At 62.7% G+C, this 20,686-nt stretch carries 19 protein-coding genes and 1 pseudogene; 13 read left to right on the top strand and 7 right to left on the bottom strand.

Annotated elements, in window-relative coordinates; genetic code table 11:
- Positions 1–11 precede the first annotated feature (11 nt).
- From BA011_RS25130 to BA011_RS25110, 5 genes are all read left to right on the top strand, one after another.
- Positions 12–809, top strand: a complete 798-nt coding sequence (locus tag BA011_RS25130; RefSeq protein ID WP_065282765.1) for an alpha/beta fold hydrolase — start codon at positions 12–14, stop codon at positions 807–809.
- Between the two features lie 13 nt (positions 810–822).
- Positions 823–1,854: a hypothetical protein gene (locus BA011_RS25125; RefSeq protein ID WP_062945233.1), complete on the top strand. Its 1,032-nt coding sequence runs from the start codon at positions 823–825 to the stop codon at positions 1,852–1,854.
- 31 nt (positions 1,855–1,885) lie between these two features.
- Positions 1,886–2,518: an isochorismatase family protein gene (locus tag BA011_RS25120; protein ID WP_065282764.1), complete on the top strand. Its 633-nt coding sequence runs from the start codon at positions 1,886–1,888 to the stop codon at positions 2,516–2,518.
- 364 nt (positions 2,519–2,882) lie between these two features.
- Positions 2,883–3,812, top strand: a complete 930-nt coding sequence (locus BA011_RS25115) for an XdhC family protein (RefSeq protein ID WP_065282763.1) — start codon at positions 2,883–2,885, stop codon at positions 3,810–3,812.
- Positions 3,805–4,416: a nucleotidyltransferase family protein gene (locus tag BA011_RS25110; protein WP_065282762.1), complete on the top strand. Its 612-nt coding sequence runs from the start codon at positions 3,805–3,807 to the stop codon at positions 4,414–4,416. Before BA011_RS25115 ends, BA011_RS25110 begins: the two co-directional genes overlap by 8 nt.
- A gap of 82 nt (positions 4,417–4,498) precedes the next feature.
- Here the strand turns inward: BA011_RS25110 and BA011_RS25105 are convergent.
- Positions 4,499–5,088, bottom strand: a pseudogene (locus tag BA011_RS25105) (TetR/AcrR family transcriptional regulator).
- Positions 5,089–5,206: 118 nt separating this feature from the next.
- Here BA011_RS25105 and BA011_RS25100 point away from each other — a divergent pair.
- Complete coding sequence (locus tag BA011_RS25100; protein ID WP_065282761.1) at positions 5,207–6,433, top strand: MFS transporter; 1,227 nt, start codon at positions 5,207–5,209, stop codon at positions 6,431–6,433.
- A 197-nt stretch (positions 6,434–6,630) separates the two neighbouring features.
- Here BA011_RS25100 and BA011_RS25095 read toward each other — a convergent pair whose 3' ends face one another.
- The 5 genes from BA011_RS25095 to BA011_RS25075 form a co-directional block, all read right to left on the bottom strand.
- Positions 6,631–7,545 (bottom strand): SMP-30/gluconolactonase/LRE family protein, encoded by a 915-nt coding sequence (locus BA011_RS25095; RefSeq protein ID WP_065282760.1) that lies wholly within the window; start codon positions 7,543–7,545, stop codon positions 6,631–6,633.
- A 14-nt stretch (positions 7,546–7,559) separates the two neighbouring features.
- Positions 7,560–8,510, bottom strand: a complete 951-nt coding sequence (locus tag BA011_RS25090; RefSeq protein WP_065282759.1) for an ABC transporter permease — start codon at positions 8,508–8,510, stop codon at positions 7,560–7,562.
- Positions 8,507–9,454, bottom strand: coding sequence for an ABC transporter permease (locus tag BA011_RS25085; RefSeq protein WP_025396864.1), 948 nt, complete (start codon positions 9,452–9,454; stop codon positions 8,507–8,509). Before BA011_RS25085 ends, BA011_RS25090 begins: the two co-directional genes overlap by 4 nt.
- Complete coding sequence (locus BA011_RS25080; RefSeq protein ID WP_065283505.1) at positions 9,451–10,899, bottom strand: sugar ABC transporter ATP-binding protein; 1,449 nt, start codon at positions 10,897–10,899, stop codon at positions 9,451–9,453. The genes BA011_RS25085 and BA011_RS25080 overlap by 4 nt, the downstream gene beginning before the upstream one ends.
- A 71-nt stretch (positions 10,900–10,970) precedes the next feature.
- Entirely contained in the window at positions 10,971–11,987 is a 1,017-nt protein-coding gene (locus BA011_RS25075) for an ABC transporter substrate-binding protein (protein ID WP_065282758.1), read from the bottom strand.
- Between the two features lie 280 nt (positions 11,988–12,267).
- On the opposite strand from BA011_RS25075, the gene BA011_RS25070 reads away from it, so the two are divergent.
- On the top strand, positions 12,268–13,506 hold the full coding sequence (locus BA011_RS25070) for a GAF domain-containing sensor histidine kinase (protein ID WP_065282757.1): 1,239 nt from the start codon (positions 12,268–12,270) through the stop codon (positions 13,504–13,506).
- A 13-nt stretch (positions 13,507–13,519) separates the two neighbouring features.
- Positions 13,520–14,242 carry a response regulator transcription factor gene (locus BA011_RS25065; protein WP_003562390.1) on the top strand — a complete coding sequence of 241 codons (723 nt, stop codon included), beginning with the start codon at positions 13,520–13,522 and terminating at the stop codon, positions 14,240–14,242.
- Between the two features lie 53 nt (positions 14,243–14,295).
- Here BA011_RS25065 and BA011_RS25060 read toward each other — a convergent pair whose 3' ends face one another.
- Positions 14,296–15,621 carry a PLP-dependent aminotransferase family protein gene (locus BA011_RS25060; protein WP_065282756.1) on the bottom strand — a complete coding sequence of 442 codons (1,326 nt, stop codon included), beginning with the start codon at positions 15,619–15,621 and terminating at the stop codon, positions 14,296–14,298.
- A 100-nt stretch (positions 15,622–15,721) separates the two neighbouring features.
- Between BA011_RS25060 and BA011_RS25055 the strand changes: the two genes are divergently transcribed.
- The 5 genes from BA011_RS25055 to BA011_RS25035 all read left to right on the top strand — a co-directional run bounded on the left by BA011_RS25055 (position 15,722) and on the right by BA011_RS25035 (position 20,604).
- Positions 15,722–16,684: a nitrate ABC transporter substrate-binding protein gene (locus tag BA011_RS25055; protein WP_065282755.1), complete on the top strand. Its 963-nt coding sequence runs from the start codon at positions 15,722–15,724 to the stop codon at positions 16,682–16,684.
- A gap of 66 nt (positions 16,685–16,750) precedes the next feature.
- Complete coding sequence (locus tag BA011_RS25050; protein WP_065282754.1) at positions 16,751–17,641, top strand: ABC transporter substrate-binding protein; 891 nt, start codon at positions 16,751–16,753, stop codon at positions 17,639–17,641.
- Complete coding sequence (locus BA011_RS25045) at positions 17,638–18,567, top strand: amino acid ABC transporter permease (RefSeq protein WP_065282753.1); 930 nt, start codon at positions 17,638–17,640, stop codon at positions 18,565–18,567. The genes BA011_RS25050 and BA011_RS25045 overlap by 4 nt, the downstream gene beginning before the upstream one ends.
- Positions 18,564–19,343, top strand: coding sequence for an amino acid ABC transporter ATP-binding protein (locus BA011_RS25040; RefSeq protein ID WP_033183125.1), 780 nt, complete (start codon positions 18,564–18,566; stop codon positions 19,341–19,343). The genes BA011_RS25045 and BA011_RS25040 overlap by 4 nt, the downstream gene beginning before the upstream one ends.
- A gap of 70 nt (positions 19,344–19,413) precedes the next feature.
- Positions 19,414–20,604, top strand: a complete 1,191-nt coding sequence (locus tag BA011_RS25035) for a M20 aminoacylase family protein (protein ID WP_065282752.1) — start codon at positions 19,414–19,416, stop codon at positions 20,602–20,604.
- The last annotated feature ends 82 nt before the right edge of the window (positions 20,605–20,686 follow it).

The raw sequence follows: 20,686 nt of genomic DNA, 5'->3' as shown, positions 1-20,686 counted from the left end.
AGGGCGGACAGATGGCAAAGGGATATCATGTTCATGCAAATGGAATCCGCCAACATCTCCTGCATTTCCCGGGGCACGGGCCGACAATGTTGCTGGTTCCCGGCATTACTTCGCCTGCCATCACCTGGGGTTTTGTGGCCGAGAGATTGGCCGAGGCCTTCGATGTGCATGTACTCGACGTGCGCGGTCGCGGACTGAGTGAGGCGGGCAACCTTGATTATTCGCTGGATGCCATGGCAGCGGACGTCGTGGCATTGGCGACGACGGCAGGGATCAGCCGTCCGGTTGTGCTTGGCCACTCAATGGGTGCGCGCACGGCTATCCGTGCGGCCCGCCAGGCTCCCGATGCATTTTCGGGCTTGATACTCGTCGATCCTCCGGTTTCAGGCCCGGGACGGCGTGCCTATCCCTCAGCCTGGAGCTGGTACGAGGACTCCATCCGGATGGCGCAGAAGGGCTGTTCGGGACAAGACATGCGCAGTTTTTGTCCGAGTTGGACAGATGGGCAGAATGCCCTGCGAGCCGAGTGGCTGCACACTTGCCAGCTCGATGCGATCCGCACCGCCTATGACGGTTTCCACATCGACGACATCCATGCCGACCTTCCCGAGATCACCGCGCCGGCCCGACTGGTCGTTGCCGGTGGCGCGACCGTGATCGGCGCGGCCGACATCGACGAAATCCGGCAACTGAAGCCCGGCATCGACGTGCGCATCGTCGAAAAGGCCGGCCACATGATCCCCTGGGACGACCTCGAGGGGTTCCTCTCCGCCACCCTCGACTTCCAGCCCATCCGCGCGACGAATTGAAAAGGACCCAGCCATGGACCATGCGAGCTTCACCGAAATCTGCCTGCACCAGTTGAAGATGTCTGGTGTTCGCGAAGGCGAAAAACTGATCGTGCTTACGCAGGGTAGTGATCGACTGGACTATGCGGACGCCTTCATGGCGGCGGGCCAGCGCCTCGGCGCAAGCATGTATCACATGCGCCTGCCCGCACCCCTGCCGGTCGGCGGCTGGAATGTCGGCGTCACTGGCCTTGCCGCCATGCCCGATGCGGTCGAGGCGCTGAAGGCCTGCGATATGCTGATCGACTGCATCTTCCTGTTGTTTTCGCCGGAGCAGATGGCAATCCAGGCGGCTGGAACGCGCATCCTGACCGCCGTGGAGCCACCAGAACTGCTGGCTCGCATGTTGCCGACGAAGGAGATCCGCGAGAAGGTCGAAATCGCCGGTGTCATGTTGGCCAAGGCCAAGGTCATGCGGATCACCTCGCCACATGGAACCGACATTAGCTACAAACTCAATACTTATCCGACGATCACCGAATATGCTTGTACCGACGAGCCCGGCCGTTGGGACCACTGGCCGTCAGGCTTCGTCTTCACCGGTGGTGACGACGACGGTGTGGACGGTCAGATCGTGGTGGCACCCGGCGACATTCTCCTGCCGCAGAACATCTACGTCCGCGATCCGATCGTCTACACCATCGAGAAGGGCTGGGTGACCGACATTCGTGGCGGGCTCGACGCGCAATTGGTCAAATCCTACATGGAGGATTTCAACGATCCGCGTGGCATGGGCATGAGCCATGTCGGCTGGGGCATGAACCCGCATGCGAAATGGCACAACCTGGTCCCCGGCGCCTTCCCGGGCGGCATGGGCATGGAACCGCGCAGCTTCTATGGCAACGTTATGTTCTCCACCGGCCCCAACAACGAATTGGGTGGCCCCAACGATACGGCCTGCCACCTCGATATTCCCATGCGCGGATGCTCGCTGTTCCTAGACGACGAACCGGTCGTCATCGACGGCGACATTGTTGTGAAGGAAATCCAGATGGTGCGTGGCTGACGAGCACTCTTTCCAGCCTGAGGGGTAACACATGTCGCAGCAGGAAACCTACAAGACCGCGGGGTTCGGGCAGCCCGTCCCGCGGGGCATTCGCCCGGGAATCGTCGTCGTTGATTTCACCTACGGGTTCACCGACACGACCTATCCGACGGCTGCCGACATGACGACGGCTATTGCTGCCACACGGCAGCTCACCGATATTGCCCGCGTCAAGGGGATGCCGGTGATCTATACGACCATCGCCTATCATCCGGGTGAACTGAACAAACTGCCCTGGTTGCGCAAGGCAACCGGCATGACGGCGCTGATCGAGGGCAGCCGGCTTGTGGAGATCGATGCGGCCACCGGTATCCAGCCCGGCGACCCTGTGATCACCAAGAAGGGCGCATCCGCATTCCATGGGACGTCTCTTGCCGCGCTTCTCACCGGTGCCGGCGTCGACACGCTGGTTGTCGCCGGTGCGACGACCTCAGGCTGCGTCCGGGCAACCGTCGTCGATGCCGTGCAGTCAGGCTTCAACGTGTTGGTCCCGGCCGATTGCTGCGCTGATCGGGCCCAGGCGCCGCATGAGGCCAATCTTTACGACATGCATCAGAAGTACGCAGACGTGACGGATGCTGACGATATAGAGCGTTGGTTGATCTCTCTCTCCGATCACGGATGATGTCCTCACTGCGACTTGTAACCGGCTCCGCAGTTCAAACCGCCTTCAAGGCGGGGGTTAAAGCAGGCCAGCCACGCCATTGACGGTTAGCACCCGATTTCGCTACGATCACGGCTACGGACATAGGGGTTTCCGGCCGCTGTCCTGAGCCAGTCGCTTCGCGGGCGGGTCGACAGAAACTTGCGCGAGCGTTTGGAAGCAACAGGATTCAAGCGTGGGACTATCAGGCCGTTGCCGTGATGTGGATTTATTCCTCAACAAAGACGGCAAGTGGATGGGCCGCACTGTGCTTTCGCTGAATTGAGACATCTTGTACTACCGCGGTCTCAAACCCGGACCGCCGTCGCTTCCTGTAGGATTTCCGATGGATCAGACGCTCGCGCCCATCACGGCGCCAATTCCCGTCAGGGCATCGTCCACCGACGATCCTGCGGAACTGCTTCGCTTCGCAATAGACGCCCAGGGTCTTGGCGCGACGGCACTTGCCACCCTTGTCGACATCCGCGGCGGCGCTGCGCGGGCGCTCGGCGCTCATATGGCGGTTGCCGCGGACGGGCGGTTCTGCGGCTATGTCTCCGGCGGATGCGTCGAAGCCGCCGTCGCTTCCGAAGCGCTTCTGGCCATGGCGCAAGGGCGCGACCGCACGGTCAAGTTCGGCGATGGCTCTCCCTTCTTCGACATTGTCCTTCCCTGCGGCGGCGGGATCACCGTTGCAATCCATGTCCTCAAAGATGTCGGCGCTTTGCGGCATGTTCTGGATCGTCTCGAACGGAGGCAGGCAGCCCGCCTTGCATATTCGCCAGAGCGGCAGACCCTCGAACCGGTAGACCCACTGCCACGGGCATGCTGGCTCGAGCGGGAGTTCGTGACCGTCTACCGTCCCCGCACCCGCGTCGTCCTTTCCGGGCAGACGATCGAAGCGCAGGCCGTTGCACGACTGGCCGAGGCTTCCGGCTACGACGTGATCGTCAGGGAACAGGGCGAGGGGGGCAGGGTCGCAGCCGAGATCATCGACCCCTTCACGGCCGTTGTGCTCCTGCATCATGACCTCGACGCCGAAGCCGCCATTCTCGAGACTGCGCTTCACTCGCCTGCCTTTTACATCGGCGCACTCGGCAGCGCGCGGACGCATCATCGGCGTGTCGAGCGATTGACAGCCATGGGGTTCAGACGCGACGACATCGGTCGTATCAAGGCGCCCATCGGGATGTTCGGCCCGACGCGAGATGCAACCTCGCTCGCCCTGTCGGTTCTGGCGGATGTCGCCGCGGCAAGACTGGTGGCTTATGCGTAAGGCGTCAGTCGCGATCGTCATTCTCGCTGCCGGCAAGGCAAGCCGGATGGGTGAGGGCGGCAAGCACAAGCTGTTGGCCGAATTCGACGGCGTGCCGCTCGTGCGGCGATCAGCATTGACTGCGCTCGCTGCGGATGCCGCGTCCGTTATTGTCGTCACGGGCCATCGCAGGAGCGAGATCGAGGCCGCGCTCGATGGGCTCGCTCTGACTTTCATCGATAATCCCGATTACGCCAGCGGCATGGCGAGCTCGCTCATAGCAGGATTCTCATCGAGGGACGCTGACAGCGCCGAAGGCATTCTCGTCATGCTCGCCGATATGCCCGGCATTACCACGACGCATCTCGATGCCCTGATTTCCGCCTTTCGCAACTCGGGCGGCGAGGCTGTGGTGCGCGCCGTCTCGCGGGGTAAGCCCGGCAATCCCGTCATTCTGCCACGTTCTCTCAATCAGGCAGTCCTCCGACTTCAAGGTGATGTCGGCGCGCGCGGTATCATCGCCACATCAGGCATGCCCGTTCTCGATGTCGATGTTGGCGACGCGGCCTTGCTCGACGTCGACACGCCGGACGAGGTATTGGCTGCCGGTGGCGTAATGAACTGACCTGCGGAAGACAGCGAGGTGGCCCCGGTGCCGCGCCGCAATCGGAACTCTCGCCAAGCTCCCGAACAGGACATCAAACACCTCATGCCTGCCTGCGAAGGCTCCCCAGCATAGCCTTGAATCCGGCGACCGCCCGCTTCGAAACCGCCTCCGGACTCTCGGCATTGGCGATCCAAAGCGCCATATGGCTGCTGGCGCCATTGATGAGGCGAGCGGCGGTTTCGGTGTCGATGTCGATGATCTCGCCATCGGCCTTGAGACGGTCGAGACTGCGGGAGAGGGCGGCGATACAGCCGGGGTGTTCTGCCATTGCGAGATATCGCCGAGGACAGCCGGGCCATCGCGAAACATGATACGCTGGATTTCGGGCTCAAGCGCCATTTCGATATAAGCGGAGCACTCGTCGACAAAACCCTGCCAGCGCGTGGGAGCGGCGGCCGAGACCTCGTTCAGCCGCTCCGTCATTTCCGCGTCGATTTCCATGATCACCGCCTGGAGCAGACCCCTCTTGTCACCGAAGTGGTGATAAAGGGCCCCGCGCGTCAGTCCCGCTTCGCCGGTGAAATCGTCCATCGAGGCTTCCGCGTAGCCGATCGTGCCAAAGGCACGCCGCCCGGCTGCGATCAGTTTGCCGCGGGTCTCTGCGATCATCTCCTGGCGCGGTTTGCGCATGGCTTCTCCATTGGCATACGCCGCGTATCTTTTTCATTGACATACGGGACGTATGCATTATCTAAACGCATACGCTCCGTATATAAGTGTTCTATCCGATAGCTGGAAGGATCATCCTATGTCAAATCCGTATAAACAAATATTCGCGGCATCTGGGGCCAAGGGCTTCTCCGCAGCCGGCTTTTTCGCACGGCTTCCCATCGCCATGGCGCCGATCGGCATCGTTGCCATGCTCTCCCAGGCACACGGCGAATATTGGCTGGCAGGCGCCGTGTCGGCGACCTATGCGCTCACCAATGCGGTGATCTCGCCGCAGATCTCGCGAGCGGTCGACCGACTGGGCCAGACGGCAGTCGTCGTTCCCACAACCATCGTATCCGTGCTGGCGTTTATCGCGCTGATCACCGCGACCAACCAGAACTGGCCGGTATGGACGCTGTTCGCCTCAGCCTTCCTCGCGGCAGCCATGCCGAGCATTCCGGCGCTGATGCGGGCGCGCTGGACGGAACTCTTTCGCAACCGGCCCGAGCTCAACACCGCCTTCGCGTTCGAAAGTGCCGCGGACGAACTGGTCTATATCGCCGGCGCCTCGCTGTCGGTCGGGCTGGCCGTGGCCCTGTTCCCGGAAGCCGGCATGATGGTGAGCACAGCTTTTCTGGCGCTCGGGACGGCCGCCTTCATCGTGCAGCGCGGCACCGAGCCGAAGGTGCGTCATGTCGCCGGCGCGGCTTCGGTTGGCTCCGCGATCCGCCAGCGTCCGGTGCAGATCATCACGCTCGCGCTGATCTTCGTCGGCGCGATCTTCGCAACCGCTGAAGTGAGTGTTGTCGCCATCACCAAGGAGCTTGGTCAGCCGAATGCGGCAAGCCTAGTGATCGGTGTCTATGCCCTCGGTTCCTTCCTAGTGGGTTTGACCCTCGGCGCGCTTAATCTGCGTATCCCCTTGCACCGTCAGTTGCTGATCGCCGTTGCGATCCTCGCACTGACCTCGCTGCCGCTGCTCGTCGCCGGCAGTTCGGTAACCCTGCTTGCTATCGCCGTCTTCGTCAGCGGCATCGCGATCTCGCCGACCTTTATAACGGCCTTCGGACTGATTGAACGTCGCGTGCCGGAATCGGTGCTGACGGAAGGTGTCACCTGGGTGATGACCGGCATCGGCATCGGTATGGCGCTTGGCGCCTTCGTCACGGGCTGGGTCGTCGACAGCTACGGTCCCCAGAGCGGATTCTGGGTGTCCGCGGCGGCCGGGACCGCGACCGTCCTTATCATTGCCCTCGGTCAGCGCACTCTCTCGGGAGAGTGCACCGGCGGGGAGGATTGCGCGATTCTGGAGCCGGCGCAGTAGCAGGAAGACGGTAAAGGGAAGGAGCAGGTCGGGTCGGCTTGCTGAACGCAGTGAGATCGCAAGCGCCATGATGGGGTACGTCTGCTGGTTCCAGTGCATGTCGCGGCTGCAGCGCGCCTGTCAATGACTGGCGCGCCGTCCTCCTAACCCGCGGGTCCCCGATTCAATTTCGATCAACGCGGGATGAAATCGTGATGTTACGGCACCTGAGCCCCACTCACTGCAACATAGACCGAATAAACCGACCGCGTCGCCGCGATGAACAGCCGGTTGCGTTGGGGGCCGCCAAAGGTAAGGTTGGCGACGGTTTGCGGTACGCGGATTTTGCCGATCAGTTTGCCCGCCCGGTCGAAGCAATGCACGCCATCGCCCGCGCTCGACCAGAGGTTTCCGTTCACGTCGGTGCGGATACCGTCCGGGATGCCGTTGTCGATGAGGCAGAAGACGCGGCCGTTTGCCAGGCTGCTGCCGTTGACCACGTCGAAAGCGCGGATGTGGCGCGGCAGGCTTTCGTCGTGGCTGGCGGCCGAATCCGCCACATAGAGGATTGTCTCGTCGGGCGAGAAGGCAAGGCCGTTCGGCTGGATGAAATCCGTGACGACAGCCGCAATTTCGCCGGTCGCCGGATCGAGCCGGTAGACGTTGCGCGTCGGTTGCACCGGCTCGGCGCGAAAGCCTTCGTAGTCCGACATGATGCCGTAGGTGGGGTCGGTGAACCAGATCGTGCCGTCTGATTTCACCACCACATCGTTCGGCGAATTGAGTCTTGCGCCCTCGAAACGGTCGGCGAGCACGGTGATCGAGCCGTCGATTTCGGTGCGTGTGACGCGGCGCGTCCCATGTTCGCAGGAGATCAACCGTCCCTGCCGGTCGCGCGTATGGCCGTTGGTGAAGTTGGACGGCTGGCGATAGACGGAGACGCCGCTTTCGGGCGTCCATCGCAGCATGCGCTGGTTGGGAATGTCGCTCCAGAGCAGTTGGTTCGCATCGTTGAACCAGACGGGACCTTCCGCCCAGCGGCAGCCGGAATAGAGCTCGTCGAGACCGGCGCTCGTTACGATCATCTGCCGGAAGCGCGGGTCGTGGATTTCGTAGATACTGGCCTCGGCCATGGCGGTCTTTCCGTTTATCGCATGCCGGCCCGGCGACCGCCGGCGAGCATGATGACGCTGATGATGATGAGGCCGGTCATGATCAGGCGGATGCCCGCGCCGAGCCCGTAGGTGTTGAGCATGGAGACGACCAGGAACATGAAGAGCGATGCGCCCCAGATGCCCGGCACGTTGGAATCGCCGCCGGCAACCGCCGTGCCGCCGATCACGACGACGGCGATCGACATCAGGAGATATTCCGAGCCCATGTTGAGCGCCGCGCCGCCGGAGAAGCAGGCGAGCAGATAGCCTGCGACCGATGCGAGCACGGCGCAGAAGAGGTAGGTGACGAAGCGTGTGCCGTCGACTGGTATGCCGGCCATGCGCGCAGCCGGCATGCTCTGGCCGATCGCCGAAATCCAGCGTCCGTAGATCGTCTTCTCGAGCAGGAACCAGGCAAGCAGCGAGATCAGGAATGCGACGATCGCCACATTCGGCACGCCGAGCGTGGTCGACGTGGTGAATTCCGCCAGCACGCTCGGCGGCTTTATGCGCAAGCCCCGGTTCGTCCAGATCGCCGCAGACTGCACGATGAAGCTCATGGACAGTGTCGCGATGATCGGCGGAATGCGCAGCGCCTTGATGAGCGCATAATTGCCGAGGCCGACGACAAGGCCGATGACGATGGCAACGAGAAGACCAGGCAGGATCATGCCGTTTTCGACATTCATCAGCTTCAGCGCCACCGTGCCGGCAAGCGTCATGGTGGCGGGAACCGAGAGATCGATATTGCCGGGGCCGAGCGTGATGACGAACATCTGGCCGATGCCGACGATCACCGAAAAGGCTGCGAAGGTGAGGGCTGCCTGCGACAGGCCAAGCGTGCTGGCGCCGAGCGTCACCATGATCGTCAGGAACCAGACGACAAAGGCGGCAAGCCACGACCAGATCCAGGGTTTGCGGAACAGGCGAAGGAGCGGGGTCATCGGCGTTTCTCCCGCTTCTCCAGGCGGTTCAGCATCAGCCGAAGTGCCAGCACAATGATCAGGATCGCGCCCTGAGCTCCGATCTGCCAGTCCGGCGAGATGCGCAGGAAGGAGAGGAACGAGCCGGCGAGCGTCAGCGTCAGCGCGCCGATGACGGCGCCGATCGGGGAAACGCGGCCGCCAATAAACTCGCCGCCGCCAAGGATCACGCCGGCGATCGACAGCAGCGTGTAGCGCAGCGCGATATTGGCATCGGCCGAGGTCGTCAGTCCGACGAGGGCGATGCCGGCGAGCACGGCAAAGAGGCCGGCAAGACCATAGGCGGCAGCGCGCGCCCCGACAATCGACCAGCCGGCGCGCTCGACCGAACGCTGGTTACCGCCGATGCCGCGCATCAGCACGCCGAGCGACGACCGCATGACGAGAAGGTGGGCGACCAAAGCGATAACGATGCTGGCAACGATCGCCATCGGCGCCAGCGGCGGCTTGACGGTCATCAGCCAGCGCACCCAGTCCGGCGCCTGCCCGCCGGGTGCCGGCAGCAGCAATACGGCAAGGCCGCCCCAGACGAAGCTCATGCCGAGGGTCACGACAATGGACGGCAGGTTGCGCAGATAGATGACGACGCCGAGCGCCGCATAGGTTGCGATCGCGCCGGCAAGGATCAGCACGCCGATCACGGGAGCATCCCGCAGAAAGGTCGCGGTGACGCAGGCGACGAAACTGACGAAGGCGCCCATCGAGAGATCGAGATCGTTGACCGCCATCACGATCATCTGGGCGATCGTCGCAAGCGCGATGGGCACAGCCAGGTTGAACAGCAGGTTGAGCCCGACATAGCTCATGGCGCGCGGCTGCAGCCAAAAGACGGCGGCAAGCAGCAGCGTCAACGACAGGGCGGGAATGGCAAGACGCAGGGCGTCGGACGACAGCCGGAACGTCATGCGGCGACCCCTTCGAAGGAGGCGGCGATGATGTTCTTCTCGTTGACGGCGTCGCCGGCGAGTTCGGCCGTGATGCGGCCTTCGCGGAAGACGTAGACGCGGTCGCAGAGGCGAACCTCGTCCATCTCGGTCGAATACCAGATTAAGGTGCGGCCGCGCGCCGCTTCCTCGCGGATGATCGCGTAGACCTCCTGCTTGGTGCCGACGTCGACACCGCGCATCGGATCGTCCATCAGGACAACAGGTGCGCGCGTCGCAAGCGCGCGGGCAAAGAGCACCTTCTGCTGGTTGCCGCCCGAAAGCGACAGGATGCGGTTGTCCATATCGGGGGTGCGGATCTCGATCCGCCGCTTCCAGTCGGCGCCCTTCGCCTCTTCTTCGCCCGCGAGGATGAGGCCGCGACGGGAGAGGTCACCGAGCGAGGCGATGGAGAAGTTGCGCAGGATGCTCCAGAGTTCAAAGACGCCGTTGAGGCGGCGGTCGCCGGCAACGAAGGTGACGAGCGGATCGCGCTCAGGCAGCCAGTTGCTGGACTGGGCGGTGTGCAGGGCGAGCAGGAGCTCGGTCTGCCCATGGCCCGCCAGGCCCGCCAGTCCGATGATCTCGCCCTTGCGGGCCGCAAAGGAAAGGCCTTTCGCCTGATGGGACAGAATGAGCGGAGCGGTGGATTGTTCGCGGGCCGAGCGCTTGGTTTCCTCCTTCGCAACGGTTCCCATGGCCTCCACGAGGCCGTGATGGTCAAAGCCCCGCGCCGGGCGTTCGGCGACGACGCGGCCGTCCTTCATGACGACGATGCGGTCGGAGGTTTCGAGGATCTCGTGCAGGATATGCGAGATGAAGATGACGGACCCGCCCGTGGCAATGAAGCGGCGGACATGGTCGAGCATCTGGCGGGCAAGGCTTGCATCGAGCGACGAGGTTGGTTCGTCGAGGATCACCAGCCTCGGCGCAATGCCGGAGTCGGAAAAGGCCATAGCGATCTCGACCATCTGCCGCTCGGCGATCGAAAGATCTCCCACGGCCCTGCTGCTGTCGATGCCGTGGCCGGGAAAGACGGCGTCGAGGCTCGTCTCGATGATTTTTGCGGCGCGCCGTCGCCAGCCGAAGCCTCCGAGATGGCGATGCATGATGCGCGTGTTCTCGACGATCGAAAGGTTGGGGCAGAGCGAAAGCTCCTGGAAGACGCAGCGCACGCCGCGGGCACGCGCAGCGTTGATGCCGTAACGCTCCAGCCGTTCGCCGTCGCTCGCAACGCTTCCTTCGTGCGGGGTGAGACCGCCGTTGATGACGCTGACGATGGTGGACTTGCCGGCTCCATTGTGCCCGACAAGCCCGACGCATTCGCCCGGCATGACGCGAAGGGTCACGCCATCGAGTGCCCTGACTGCGCCGAAACTCACCTTGGCGCCATCGACGGCGATCACCGCCTTCAAAACGTCATCCATGCTGCCCGCCATGCCTGCTTGCAAAAAATGCCGCGCGACCTTCTGCGGCCGCGCGGCAGTCGCCGGGAGAATTACTTTGCTGACTCGATGACCTTGATTGCGTCTGCCTGCGTGTATTCCACGTTGGCGACGCCGCCGGCCTGGGTATTGGCGAGGTTGGTTTCGAGATTGTCCTGGTCGATGCGCAGGAAGGGCACGACGAGGTCCTTCTTGACTTCCTTGCCGTCGAGGATCTGTTGTGCCACCCAGAAGGCGAGCGTGGAAACGCCGGGCGCGATGGACACGGACATGGTCTCGTAGCCCTTCGCGTCCTTCTGCTCCTTCCACCACTTCAGTTCGTCTTCGCGGTTGCCCATGATAATGATCGGCATCTTCCGGTCGGTCGCTGCAATCGCCTGTGCGGCGCCATAGCCGTCGCCGCCCTGCGTTACCACGCCAACGATGTCAGGCAGGCTCGGCAGGATGCCGGCAACAGCCTTCTGCGCCACGTCCTGCGCCCAGTCGCCGTGAACGGAGCCGACAATCTTGAACTGCGGGAACTGCTTGACGCCCTCGTGGATGCCCGCCGAGATTTCGTCGTCGACGAAGACACCGGCAAGGCCGCGGATCTCGAGCAGGTTGCCGCCGTCCGGAAGTTTCTTCGACAAGTACTCGACCTCACTGCGGCCCATTTCCTTGAAGTTGACGGCGATACGCCAGGCGCAGGGTTCGGTGACGATACCGTCGAAGGACACGACGGTGATGCCGGCGTCGCAGGCTTCCTTGACCGCACCGTTCAGCGCCGTCGGCGAGGCGGCGTTCAGCACGATGGCGTCATAACCCTGCAGGATCATGTTCTGGATCTGCGCGGCCTGTTCCGTCGCCTGGTTCTCGGCGGTGGTGAAAGGGTCGGCTGCGGCAACGGTGCCGGCCTTCACGGCTTCGCCCGTCACTTTGCCCCAGCTCGTCAGCATGGCCTGGCGCCACGAGTTGCCGGCATAGTTGTTGGAAAGGGCGATCTTCTTGGCCGACGTGTCGGCAAAGGCGGAAACGGGCATCGCGGCGCAAGCAATAGCGGCCGATGCCAGAAGCATCTTACGGATTGTCATGTCTTCCTCCCTAATGATCGCGCTGGTCGGCGGATCGCTTCACTCCTGCCGGCCCAATTGGGTCCGAGTGAAAATTGTTCTTGCACTGAGCTTCCTCCTCTCAGTAAGGGCAGGATGCGGGAGATCGACCGGCCTGTACAGGGGCAAGGCTGCAATCCGTTTGCGGGATTTGCGCAACAAGCTGCGGGTTTACGCAAGACGGCGGCGCTTCCGCGGGCGCTTACTGCGAAGGGTCGCGGCGGGTTGAGGAGCCTGCTGCCGCCTCGGGGAGGAACTGACGATGCTGCATCTCGTACCCGCAGCCATGTTCGACCATTATCTCGGCATTTCCCGGCTGCTCGCGGGCCAGCTCGACTTCCGCTCGGCTATCCGTTCCGTCGCGGCCGAGGTCGCCCATATCATCCCGCACGACCATCTCGATGTCTGCGTGCTGCTTGAGGGCGGCAACTACCACACGGCCTATGAGACGGGCATCGAGACCGCTTGGGGCGGCCTGGCCGGCGCGCCTGTTGTCAACAGCCCCATCCGTTCGCTGCTCTGGGGCGAGGTGGATTTTCTGCTGGCGGACGACGCCATGACCGACCCGCGTTTCCACTTCGAAGGCGCCTTCAAGCGGCCGATCGTCGAACAGTCGCTGAGGAGCCGCTTGCATGTGCCGATGAAGGTGCAGGGCACGATCATCGCGGCACTTTCCTGTTCGTCGCACAGGGCGGGCGTCTATACGATGGAGGATATCGAACGCGCCCGCATCATCGCCGACCTGCTGACGCCCTATTTCTTTGCGCTGCAGGCGGCCGAGCAGGCGCAACGCTCGGCCATTGTCGAGGCAGAGGCCCGCGCCCGCGAGGAGGGCTTGCGGCAAGGTGCGCTGAAGCTTACCGAAGCGCTGGAGCAGGAACGCCAGCGCATCGGCATGGATCTGCACGACCAGACGCTCGCCGACCTGACGCGGCTCGCCCGCCGGATCGATCGCCTGTCGCGCAATGGCGAGGTGGCGCCTGAGGCGCTGGAGCCCGTCTCCCGTTCGCTGCAGCATTGCATGCAGGATCTGCGGCAGATCATCGAGCAGGCAAAACCCTCCGTGCTCCAGCTCTTCGGCCTCGCCCAGGCGATCGAGCATCATCTGGACCGATCGACCCGCGACACGGGATCGGGGATCGAGTGGGGCCTCGTCGACGAGACGCATGGCGCGCTGGAGCGACTGGAACCGACCGTCAGCGTCGCGCTGTTCCGGATCGCCCAGGAGGCGATCAACAATGCGGTGCGCCATGCTGCCCCGCTGGCCGTCATGGTGCGGCTCGAGATCGACGACGATCGACTGTCGATCGAAATCTCCGACGACGGGACCGGCCTCGCCAAGGCGCGGGGACGGATCGGCGGCGGCATCGACAATATGAAGACCCGTGCGCGGCTGATTTCGGCGCGCTTCACGACCGGGCCCGGCCACAACAATCGCGGGACTGCGGTGCGCGTCGTGCTGCCGCTCGCATCGAACGACCCGCCGAGCGGGCCAAACTGAGGAGAAGGGCACAATGAAGGTTCTGATCGTCGAGGACGACCCGCTGCACCGATCCTATCTGCACGAGGCGGTCAACGCGGCTCTGCCCGAATGCGACACGGTGATCGAGGCGGAGAACGGAACCGTCGGCGAGAAGCTCGCCCGCGACCACAAGTCGGCGCATATCGTCATGGACCTGCAGATGGCGAACCGCAACGGCATCGAGGCGGCGCGCACCATCTGGAAGGAGCGGCCCGAGACCCGCATCCTGTTCTGGTCGAACTACTCGGACGAGGCCTATGTGCGCGGCGTCTCCCGCATCGTGCCGGATGGCGCCGCCTATGGCTATGTGCTGAAATCCGCCTCCGACGAGCGGCTGAAGCTTGCGCTGCGCTCGATCTTCATCGAGAGCCAGTGCGTCATCGACCGCGAGGTGCGGGGCCTGCAGCAGAAGAGCCTCGGCCAGACGAACGGCTTTACCGATTCCGAATACGAAATCCTCGTCGATATCGCGCTCGGCCTCACCGACCGGGCCATCGCCAAACGTCGGGGCCTTTCGCTGCGCAGCGTGCAGAACCGCCTGCAGCAGCTCTACGACAAGCTCGACGTCTACCAGAGCGCCGGCGACGACCACGAGGACGGCCGCTTCAATCTACGCGCCCGCGCCGTCACCGTCGCTTTCCTGCGCAAACTCCTGAACTACAGCGCACTGGAGCGGGCTGAGGCAGAGCTGCAGGAATGGCTTGAGGGAAAGTAGTTTCCGGATTTGTGTGGAATGACTGGGAATCAGAGAGGCTGCGGCCCTGCCTTTCACGGCGCATGAGCCAGCGCGATCGCATCGGCGGCTTCCTCGCAGCGATCGCCGAGCGTGCTGGTCGCGACACGGATATGACTGCTTGGCAGGACGGAGAATTTGCTGCCCGGGTTGACGGCGATATTGCGTGCGGCGAGCGTCACCATCGCGAATGGTTCGGAGACGACGGGCACCCAAAGGCACAGGCCCTGCCCTGCCGCTATCGCTATGCCCCGTTCGCTGAGCGCATCGGCAAGAGCGTCCCGCCTCTGCTGATAGATCTCACGCGCCTCGGCGATGAGCCGCCAGGTTGCCGGATCGCGCAGTAGCCAGGCGGCGGCACCTTGCAGGATACGGCTGGTCCAGCCGGCGCTGAAGGAGCGGTAAGACTGGATCTGGTCGACGATCGGCGCGGAACTCGACAGGACCGCGAGACGCAGATCCGGGCCGAGGCTTTTCGAGAGTGAGAGGATATGGATCGTCCGCTCCGCAAATCGGCCGCCGAGCGACTGCGGAGGTGCCGCCGACACGTCGCCGACGCCGTCATCCTCGATGACAAGCGTATCGCTGTCTTCCAGCACATCGCCGAGCTGACCGAGGCGGGATGAACTGACCGTAACGCCGGTCACGGAATGCAGCCGCGGCTGGAACAGGAAAGCTGCCGGACGTTGCTGCAATGCTTCGCGCAGCGAATCCGGCAGGGGGCCTTCGCCGTCGCAGGCGACAGGGATGATTTTCACGCCGAGATCTTCCAGAATATCGAGCAGCCGCATCGCGGTCGGATGTTCGATCGCGACCGACGAACCCGAGGAAACCAGAGCATGCAATATCGTATAGACGGCGTTGTAACCGCCATTGGTGGCCAGAAAGGCTTCCGCCTCGTAAGGCCATCGCTCTGAAACGGCGTCCTTCAACTCAGGGACGATCCGGCTGCGCTCATAGCTGTTGAGATCATCGACGGTCGCGCCATAGGCCATTGCTTCGGCGAGGCGCGGAAGAAGTGCTGCATCCGGCCCGGCTAAGGTGAGGTCGAGCACACCTGCCGCATAATTTCCCGAGCTGGCGAGACGTTCCGGCTTGGCCACAAAGCGGTCGCCGCTGACCCAGGTGCCGTTGCGCCCCCGGCCGCTGATGATCTTCTGCCGCCGCAATTCGCTCCAGGCTTCGGAGATTGTTGCCGGACTGACATGCAATTCGTAAGCGATATCGCGGATCGCCGGCAGCCGCGTTCCAATGGGCAGGACACCGGCACGGATCAGCGCGCTCGTTTCGAGAGCGATCCCCCGGATGCTGCGGTCGGCTATTTTTTCGGCAAACCAGGAGGCTTCGACGGTGTCGCCCATTTTTCGCTCACTTTAAATGTTCAATAACGTAATAACATTTGTACTCTCTACTTTGAACATTTAATTTGCCCCTCGTCGAGCCATTTCAGTGAGCTTCTGCATGCCTGTGACGCTTCGCATCGCCCTCCGGGACTGGGATTACATGACACCGCTCGTGCTCGGTGACGTCAGTTCTTCCCGTCTCGATATCAAAGTGGATCGTGTGGGCACGCTGATCTCAAGCCTCGCCGATGACGCGGCGCATGACGCCGCGGAAATGTCCTTCAGCCGCTATTCGCAGATGCGCCATGACGGGGATGATCGGGTCATTGGCATGCCGAACTTCATCATGCGCGGCTTCCGCCATCGCTGCATCATCACCACCAAGGAAAGTCCGATCCGCAAGCTCTCCGATCTCACTGGCAAGAACATCGGCGTGACCGGCTGGCGCGATTCCGGAAATACCTGGACCCGTGCCGCTTTGCGCCGGGAAGGCGTCGGCGTCGAGGACGTGATGTGGTATGCCGGGCGCCTGACGGAGGCTCATCCGATCGTCGACCGTCTCGATGGTTTTGGACGGCCCGGCCGCATCGAGGCTGCTCCCGGCGAGCGCCCTATGGTCGACCTTTTGCTGGATGGTGGGCTCGATGCCGTGTTCACCCCTTTCATGCCGAAGGGTTTCTTCGATCAGGAATCGCCGCTCCGCCAGGTGCTAGATGATTTCCGCGCCGCTGAAGTCGCTTACCTCAACGAGGTCGGCTATGTCCCGGGCATGCATCTGATCGGCTTCAAGGCTGACATCGTCCAGGAGCATCCCTGGATCATGGATGAACTCAGCGAATTGATCGACGAGTCCCAGCGTATCTGGCTGGAAAAGCGTGAGAAATACGCCGAAACCACGCCCTGGATGATCGACGAACTGCGCCGCTGCGCGGCCGATCTGCCGCCGACCTGGAGGGCCAGCGGGCTTGCCGAGAACGAGGCGATGATCGCCGACTTTGCCGAGGAACTCTATGAACAGAAGATCATGCCGCGCCTTTTGACGCCCGCCGAGCTGTTTCCGTGGCACGCCAAGTCCCGGTGAAGATGGCGTAGTGAAAGCGGCCTCATCGTTGACCACCAAACTAGCAAACGAAAAAAGGGGAATGACATGCATTTGAAACTGACCGCTTCCGCCGCCCTGCTGGGCCTGATGATGACGACGTCGGTCTTCGCTCAGGAGACGGCCGTGCCAAAACAGACCGTCAACGACGCTCTTCGCGCCCGCCTGCCGGAGAAGATCCGCACGGACGGCAAGATGATTTCCGTCAACAACGGTTCCTTTCCTCCCTATGAGATCGTCACCGGTACGAAATTGACCGGCGCCAGCGCCGATCTGACCGATGCGATCGGCCAGATGCTCGGCGTCGAGATCGAGCACGAAACCGTCAGCGGGTTGAGTGCGTTGCTCGCCGGCATCAATTCCGGCCGATACCAATTCGCCTTCGGCCCCATCGGTGACTTCAAGACCCGTGAAGAGGCCAATGATTTCGTCGACTGGGTTCAGGAATACGTGGTCTTCTCCGTCCAGAAGGGCAATCCGAAGGCCATCACCTCGCTCGACAGCGCCTGTGGCAATCGCATTGCAGTCATGGCCGGCGGCTCCGCCGAAAAGGTAATCCAGGCCCAGGTCGAAAAGTGCAAGGCGGCGGGCAAGCCCGAGCCCGAAGTGCAGTCCTACACCGACCAGCCGAGCTCGATCCTGGCGGTCCGCTCCAAACGCGCCGATGCCTTCTTCTCCTCGCAAGCACCGCTGACCTATTTCGTGTCTCAGGCAAACGGCCAGCTGGAATTGAGCGGCGTCGGCCAGAAAAACGGGTTTGAGGATCTCTATCAGGGCGCCGTCGTGCCGAAGGGCTCGCCGCTCGGCCCCGTTCTGCTCGACTCGATCAAGGCGTTGATGGATAACGGCGCCTATGCCGCCATCATGAAGAAATGGGGTCTTGAGAACAACATGATCAAGCAGCCCGGCCTCAATCTTGGTGGAGCCGTGCCGAAATGAGCAATGACCGCACGACTGCCGCACCGCCTTCGGGCGGTGCGGACTTCCGGGATGTTGCCCACGCCCACAAGCCTTTTCAAACGGGCCGGCTCGCCCTGTGGGTGGTGGTGCTTCTGATTGCCGCGAACTTCCTGTGGATCGTCGCTCATAACGAGAATTTCGGCTGGCCTGTCGTCGCTGCTTATTTCTTCGATCCGACTGTCATCAGCGGCCTTTACGTCAGCTTGGGGCTGACGGTGGTCGCGATGGCCATCGGCATCGTGCTCGGCCTCGGACTGGCGATCGCCCGGCTGTCGAATGACCGGCTCGCCAGTTCGCTGGCGTCACTGTTCATCTGGTTCTTTCGCGGCACGCCGCTCCTGGTACAGCTGATCTTCTGGTACAATCTCTCGACCCTCTTTCCCGAACTTTCGATCACCGTTCCGTTCGGTCCGACGCTCGCCAGCTGGGAGACCAATTCGGTGATCACGCCGATGACGGCCGCGATCGTCGGCCTGGCCTTGAACGAAGCGGCCTACATGGCCGAGATCATTCGTGGCGGCCTGCTCTCGGTCGATCGCGGCCAGTTCGAGACGGCGGAAGCCTTCGGCATGACCAAGGCGAGGGCGCTGTGGCGGATCATCATTCCGCAGGCCATGCGCTCGATCGTACCGCCGACGGGCAACCAGCTGATCAGCATGATCAAGGCAACGTCCCTCGTTAGCGTCATCGCCATGGCCGATCTGCTCTATTCCGTCCAGTCGATCTACAATCGCACCTTCGAGATCGTGCCGATGCTGCTGGTCGCGGTCCTCTGGTACTTGCTTATCACCTCCATCCTCAATCTCGGCCAGAGCTATATCGAGGCCTATTACGGCCGCAGCGAACGGCGCAACAATGCCGCCGCCGCCAAATCCGAGACCCTTGTCGAGGAGGCAAGCCATTGACCGGTGCCGAAATTGCAAAGCCTCTCGTCAGAGCCCGCAATGTCCACAAGTCCTTCGACCAGCTCGAAGTGCTGAAGGGGATCGACCTCGACGTCATGCCGGGTGAAGTCGTCGTGGTGCTCGGCCCGTCCGGCTCGGGAAAGTCGACCTTCCTGCGTTGCATCAACCATCTCGAGGCGATCAACAAGGGGTTCATCGAAGTCGATGGCGAGCAGATCGGCTATCGCCTTCGCAAAGACCGGCTGGAAAAGCTGTCGAGCAACGGGATCGCCAGCCAGCGGCGCAAGATCGGCATGGTGTTCCAGCAGTTCAATCTCTATCCGCATATGACGGTGCTGCAAAATATCGTCGAGGCCCCGATTGGCGTGCACGGAGAAAGCCGCAAGGCCGCAACGGAGAACGCCATGCGGCTTTTGGAGCGGGTGGGGCTGTCGGAAAAGGCGGGCAGCTATCCCCGTCAGCTCTCCGGCGGGCAACAGCAGCGCGTCGCCATCGCCCGCGCCCTGGCGATCAAGCCAAAGCTGATGCTGTTCGATGAGCCCACCTCGGCGCTCGACCCAGAGCTCGTCGGCGAAGTTCTCTCCACCATGCGCGATCTCGCCAAGCAGGGCCTGACCATGATCGTTGTGACCCACGAGATCGGTTTCGCCCGTGAGGCGGCCGATCGCGTCGTGTTCATGGACGGCGGCAATGTCGTCGAGATGGGCAAGCCTGAGGATGTCATCGGCAATCCGCAACATCCCCGGACACAGGCTTTTCTCGCCCGTTTTCTCTGACTGGTGTCAGCTTCTGCTTCAACCCTCGGGCCGGAGCAATCGCCCTTTTCGATCAAGACTGGATGTTTTCATGCCCACGCTCGACAATGCCTATGCCCGCGTTTCCGATTTCGAAGCCATGGAGGCGGAGCTGAAAGCGACCCGCCAATACCTGCATGCCCATCCGGAACTCTCCTTCGAAGAAGCGGAAACAGCGCGGTATGTCGCGGAAAAGCTGGAAGGCTGGGGTTATGACGTGACCCGCAATGTCGGCGGTCACGGCGTTGTCGCCCGCCTTAGCGCAGGCAAGGGCAGCAAGGGCATCGCCATCCGCGCCGATATGGATGCGCTGCCGATCGTCGAGGAAACCGGACTTGCCTATGCCAGCGGCACCCCCGGCAAGATGCATGCCTGCGGCCATGACGGCCACACGACCGTGCTGCTTGGTGCCGCCGAATATCTCGCCCGCACCCGCCGCTTCAACGGCACGGTGACGCTGATCTTCCAGCCTGCGGAAGAGGCGAGCAAGAATAGCGGCGCCCAGGCGATGATCGCCGACGGCCTGTTCGAGCGGTTTCCGTTCGACGCCATCTTTGGCCTCCATAACCACCCCGGCGCTCCCGAAGGCACCATCCTGCTACGATCCGGCCCGATGATGGCGGCGTCTGACACCGTCGAAATTACCATCAAGGGCAAAGGCGGCCATGCGTCGCGGCCGCACCTGACCGTCGATCCCGTGGTCGTGGCGTGCAGCCTCGTCGTCTCGCTGCAGACCATCATCTCGCGCAACCTCGATCCGACCCAGACGGCGGTCATCACCGTCGGCACGATCCATGCCGGCGATGCAGTCAACGTCATTCCGGAATATGCCAAGCTCGCATTGAGCGTGCGCTCCTTCGAGCCTGGCATTCGCGACCTGCTGCAGGAACGCATCACCAAGCTCGCCCGCTCGGTGGCCGAAGGTCACGATGCTTCCATCGAGATCGACTACGATCGCGGCAATCCTGTCGTCGTCAATTCGCCTCATGAGACGGATTTTGCCCGGATCGTCGCGGCAGAACTTGTCGGCGAAGACAAGGTCGCGACCTGCCCGCTCATTCCCGGCAGCGAGGATTTCTCGCACTTTCTCGAGCACAAGCCGGGCAGCTTCCTGCGTCTCGGCAACGGCATGAATTCCGCCATCCTGCATAGCCCCAAATATGACTTCGCCGATGCCAGCCTGACGGTTGGCGCAGCCATGTGGGCAAGGCTCGCGGAACGCTACCTCCAGGATCACGCCTGAAGTCCCGTTCGCCCAGCTTGACCGTGTCGCATTTGGAGCTAGCCTTTCAAGCGAGAACATCATTTTCGACATTTCTCGCCGC

It is taken from the genome of Rhizobium leguminosarum (assembly GCF_001679785.1).
In the GTDB taxonomy this organism is placed as follows: domain Bacteria; phylum Pseudomonadota; class Alphaproteobacteria; order Rhizobiales; family Rhizobiaceae; genus Rhizobium; species Rhizobium leguminosarum_R.
This window is presented reverse-complemented; position numbering and strand designations above follow the sequence as displayed.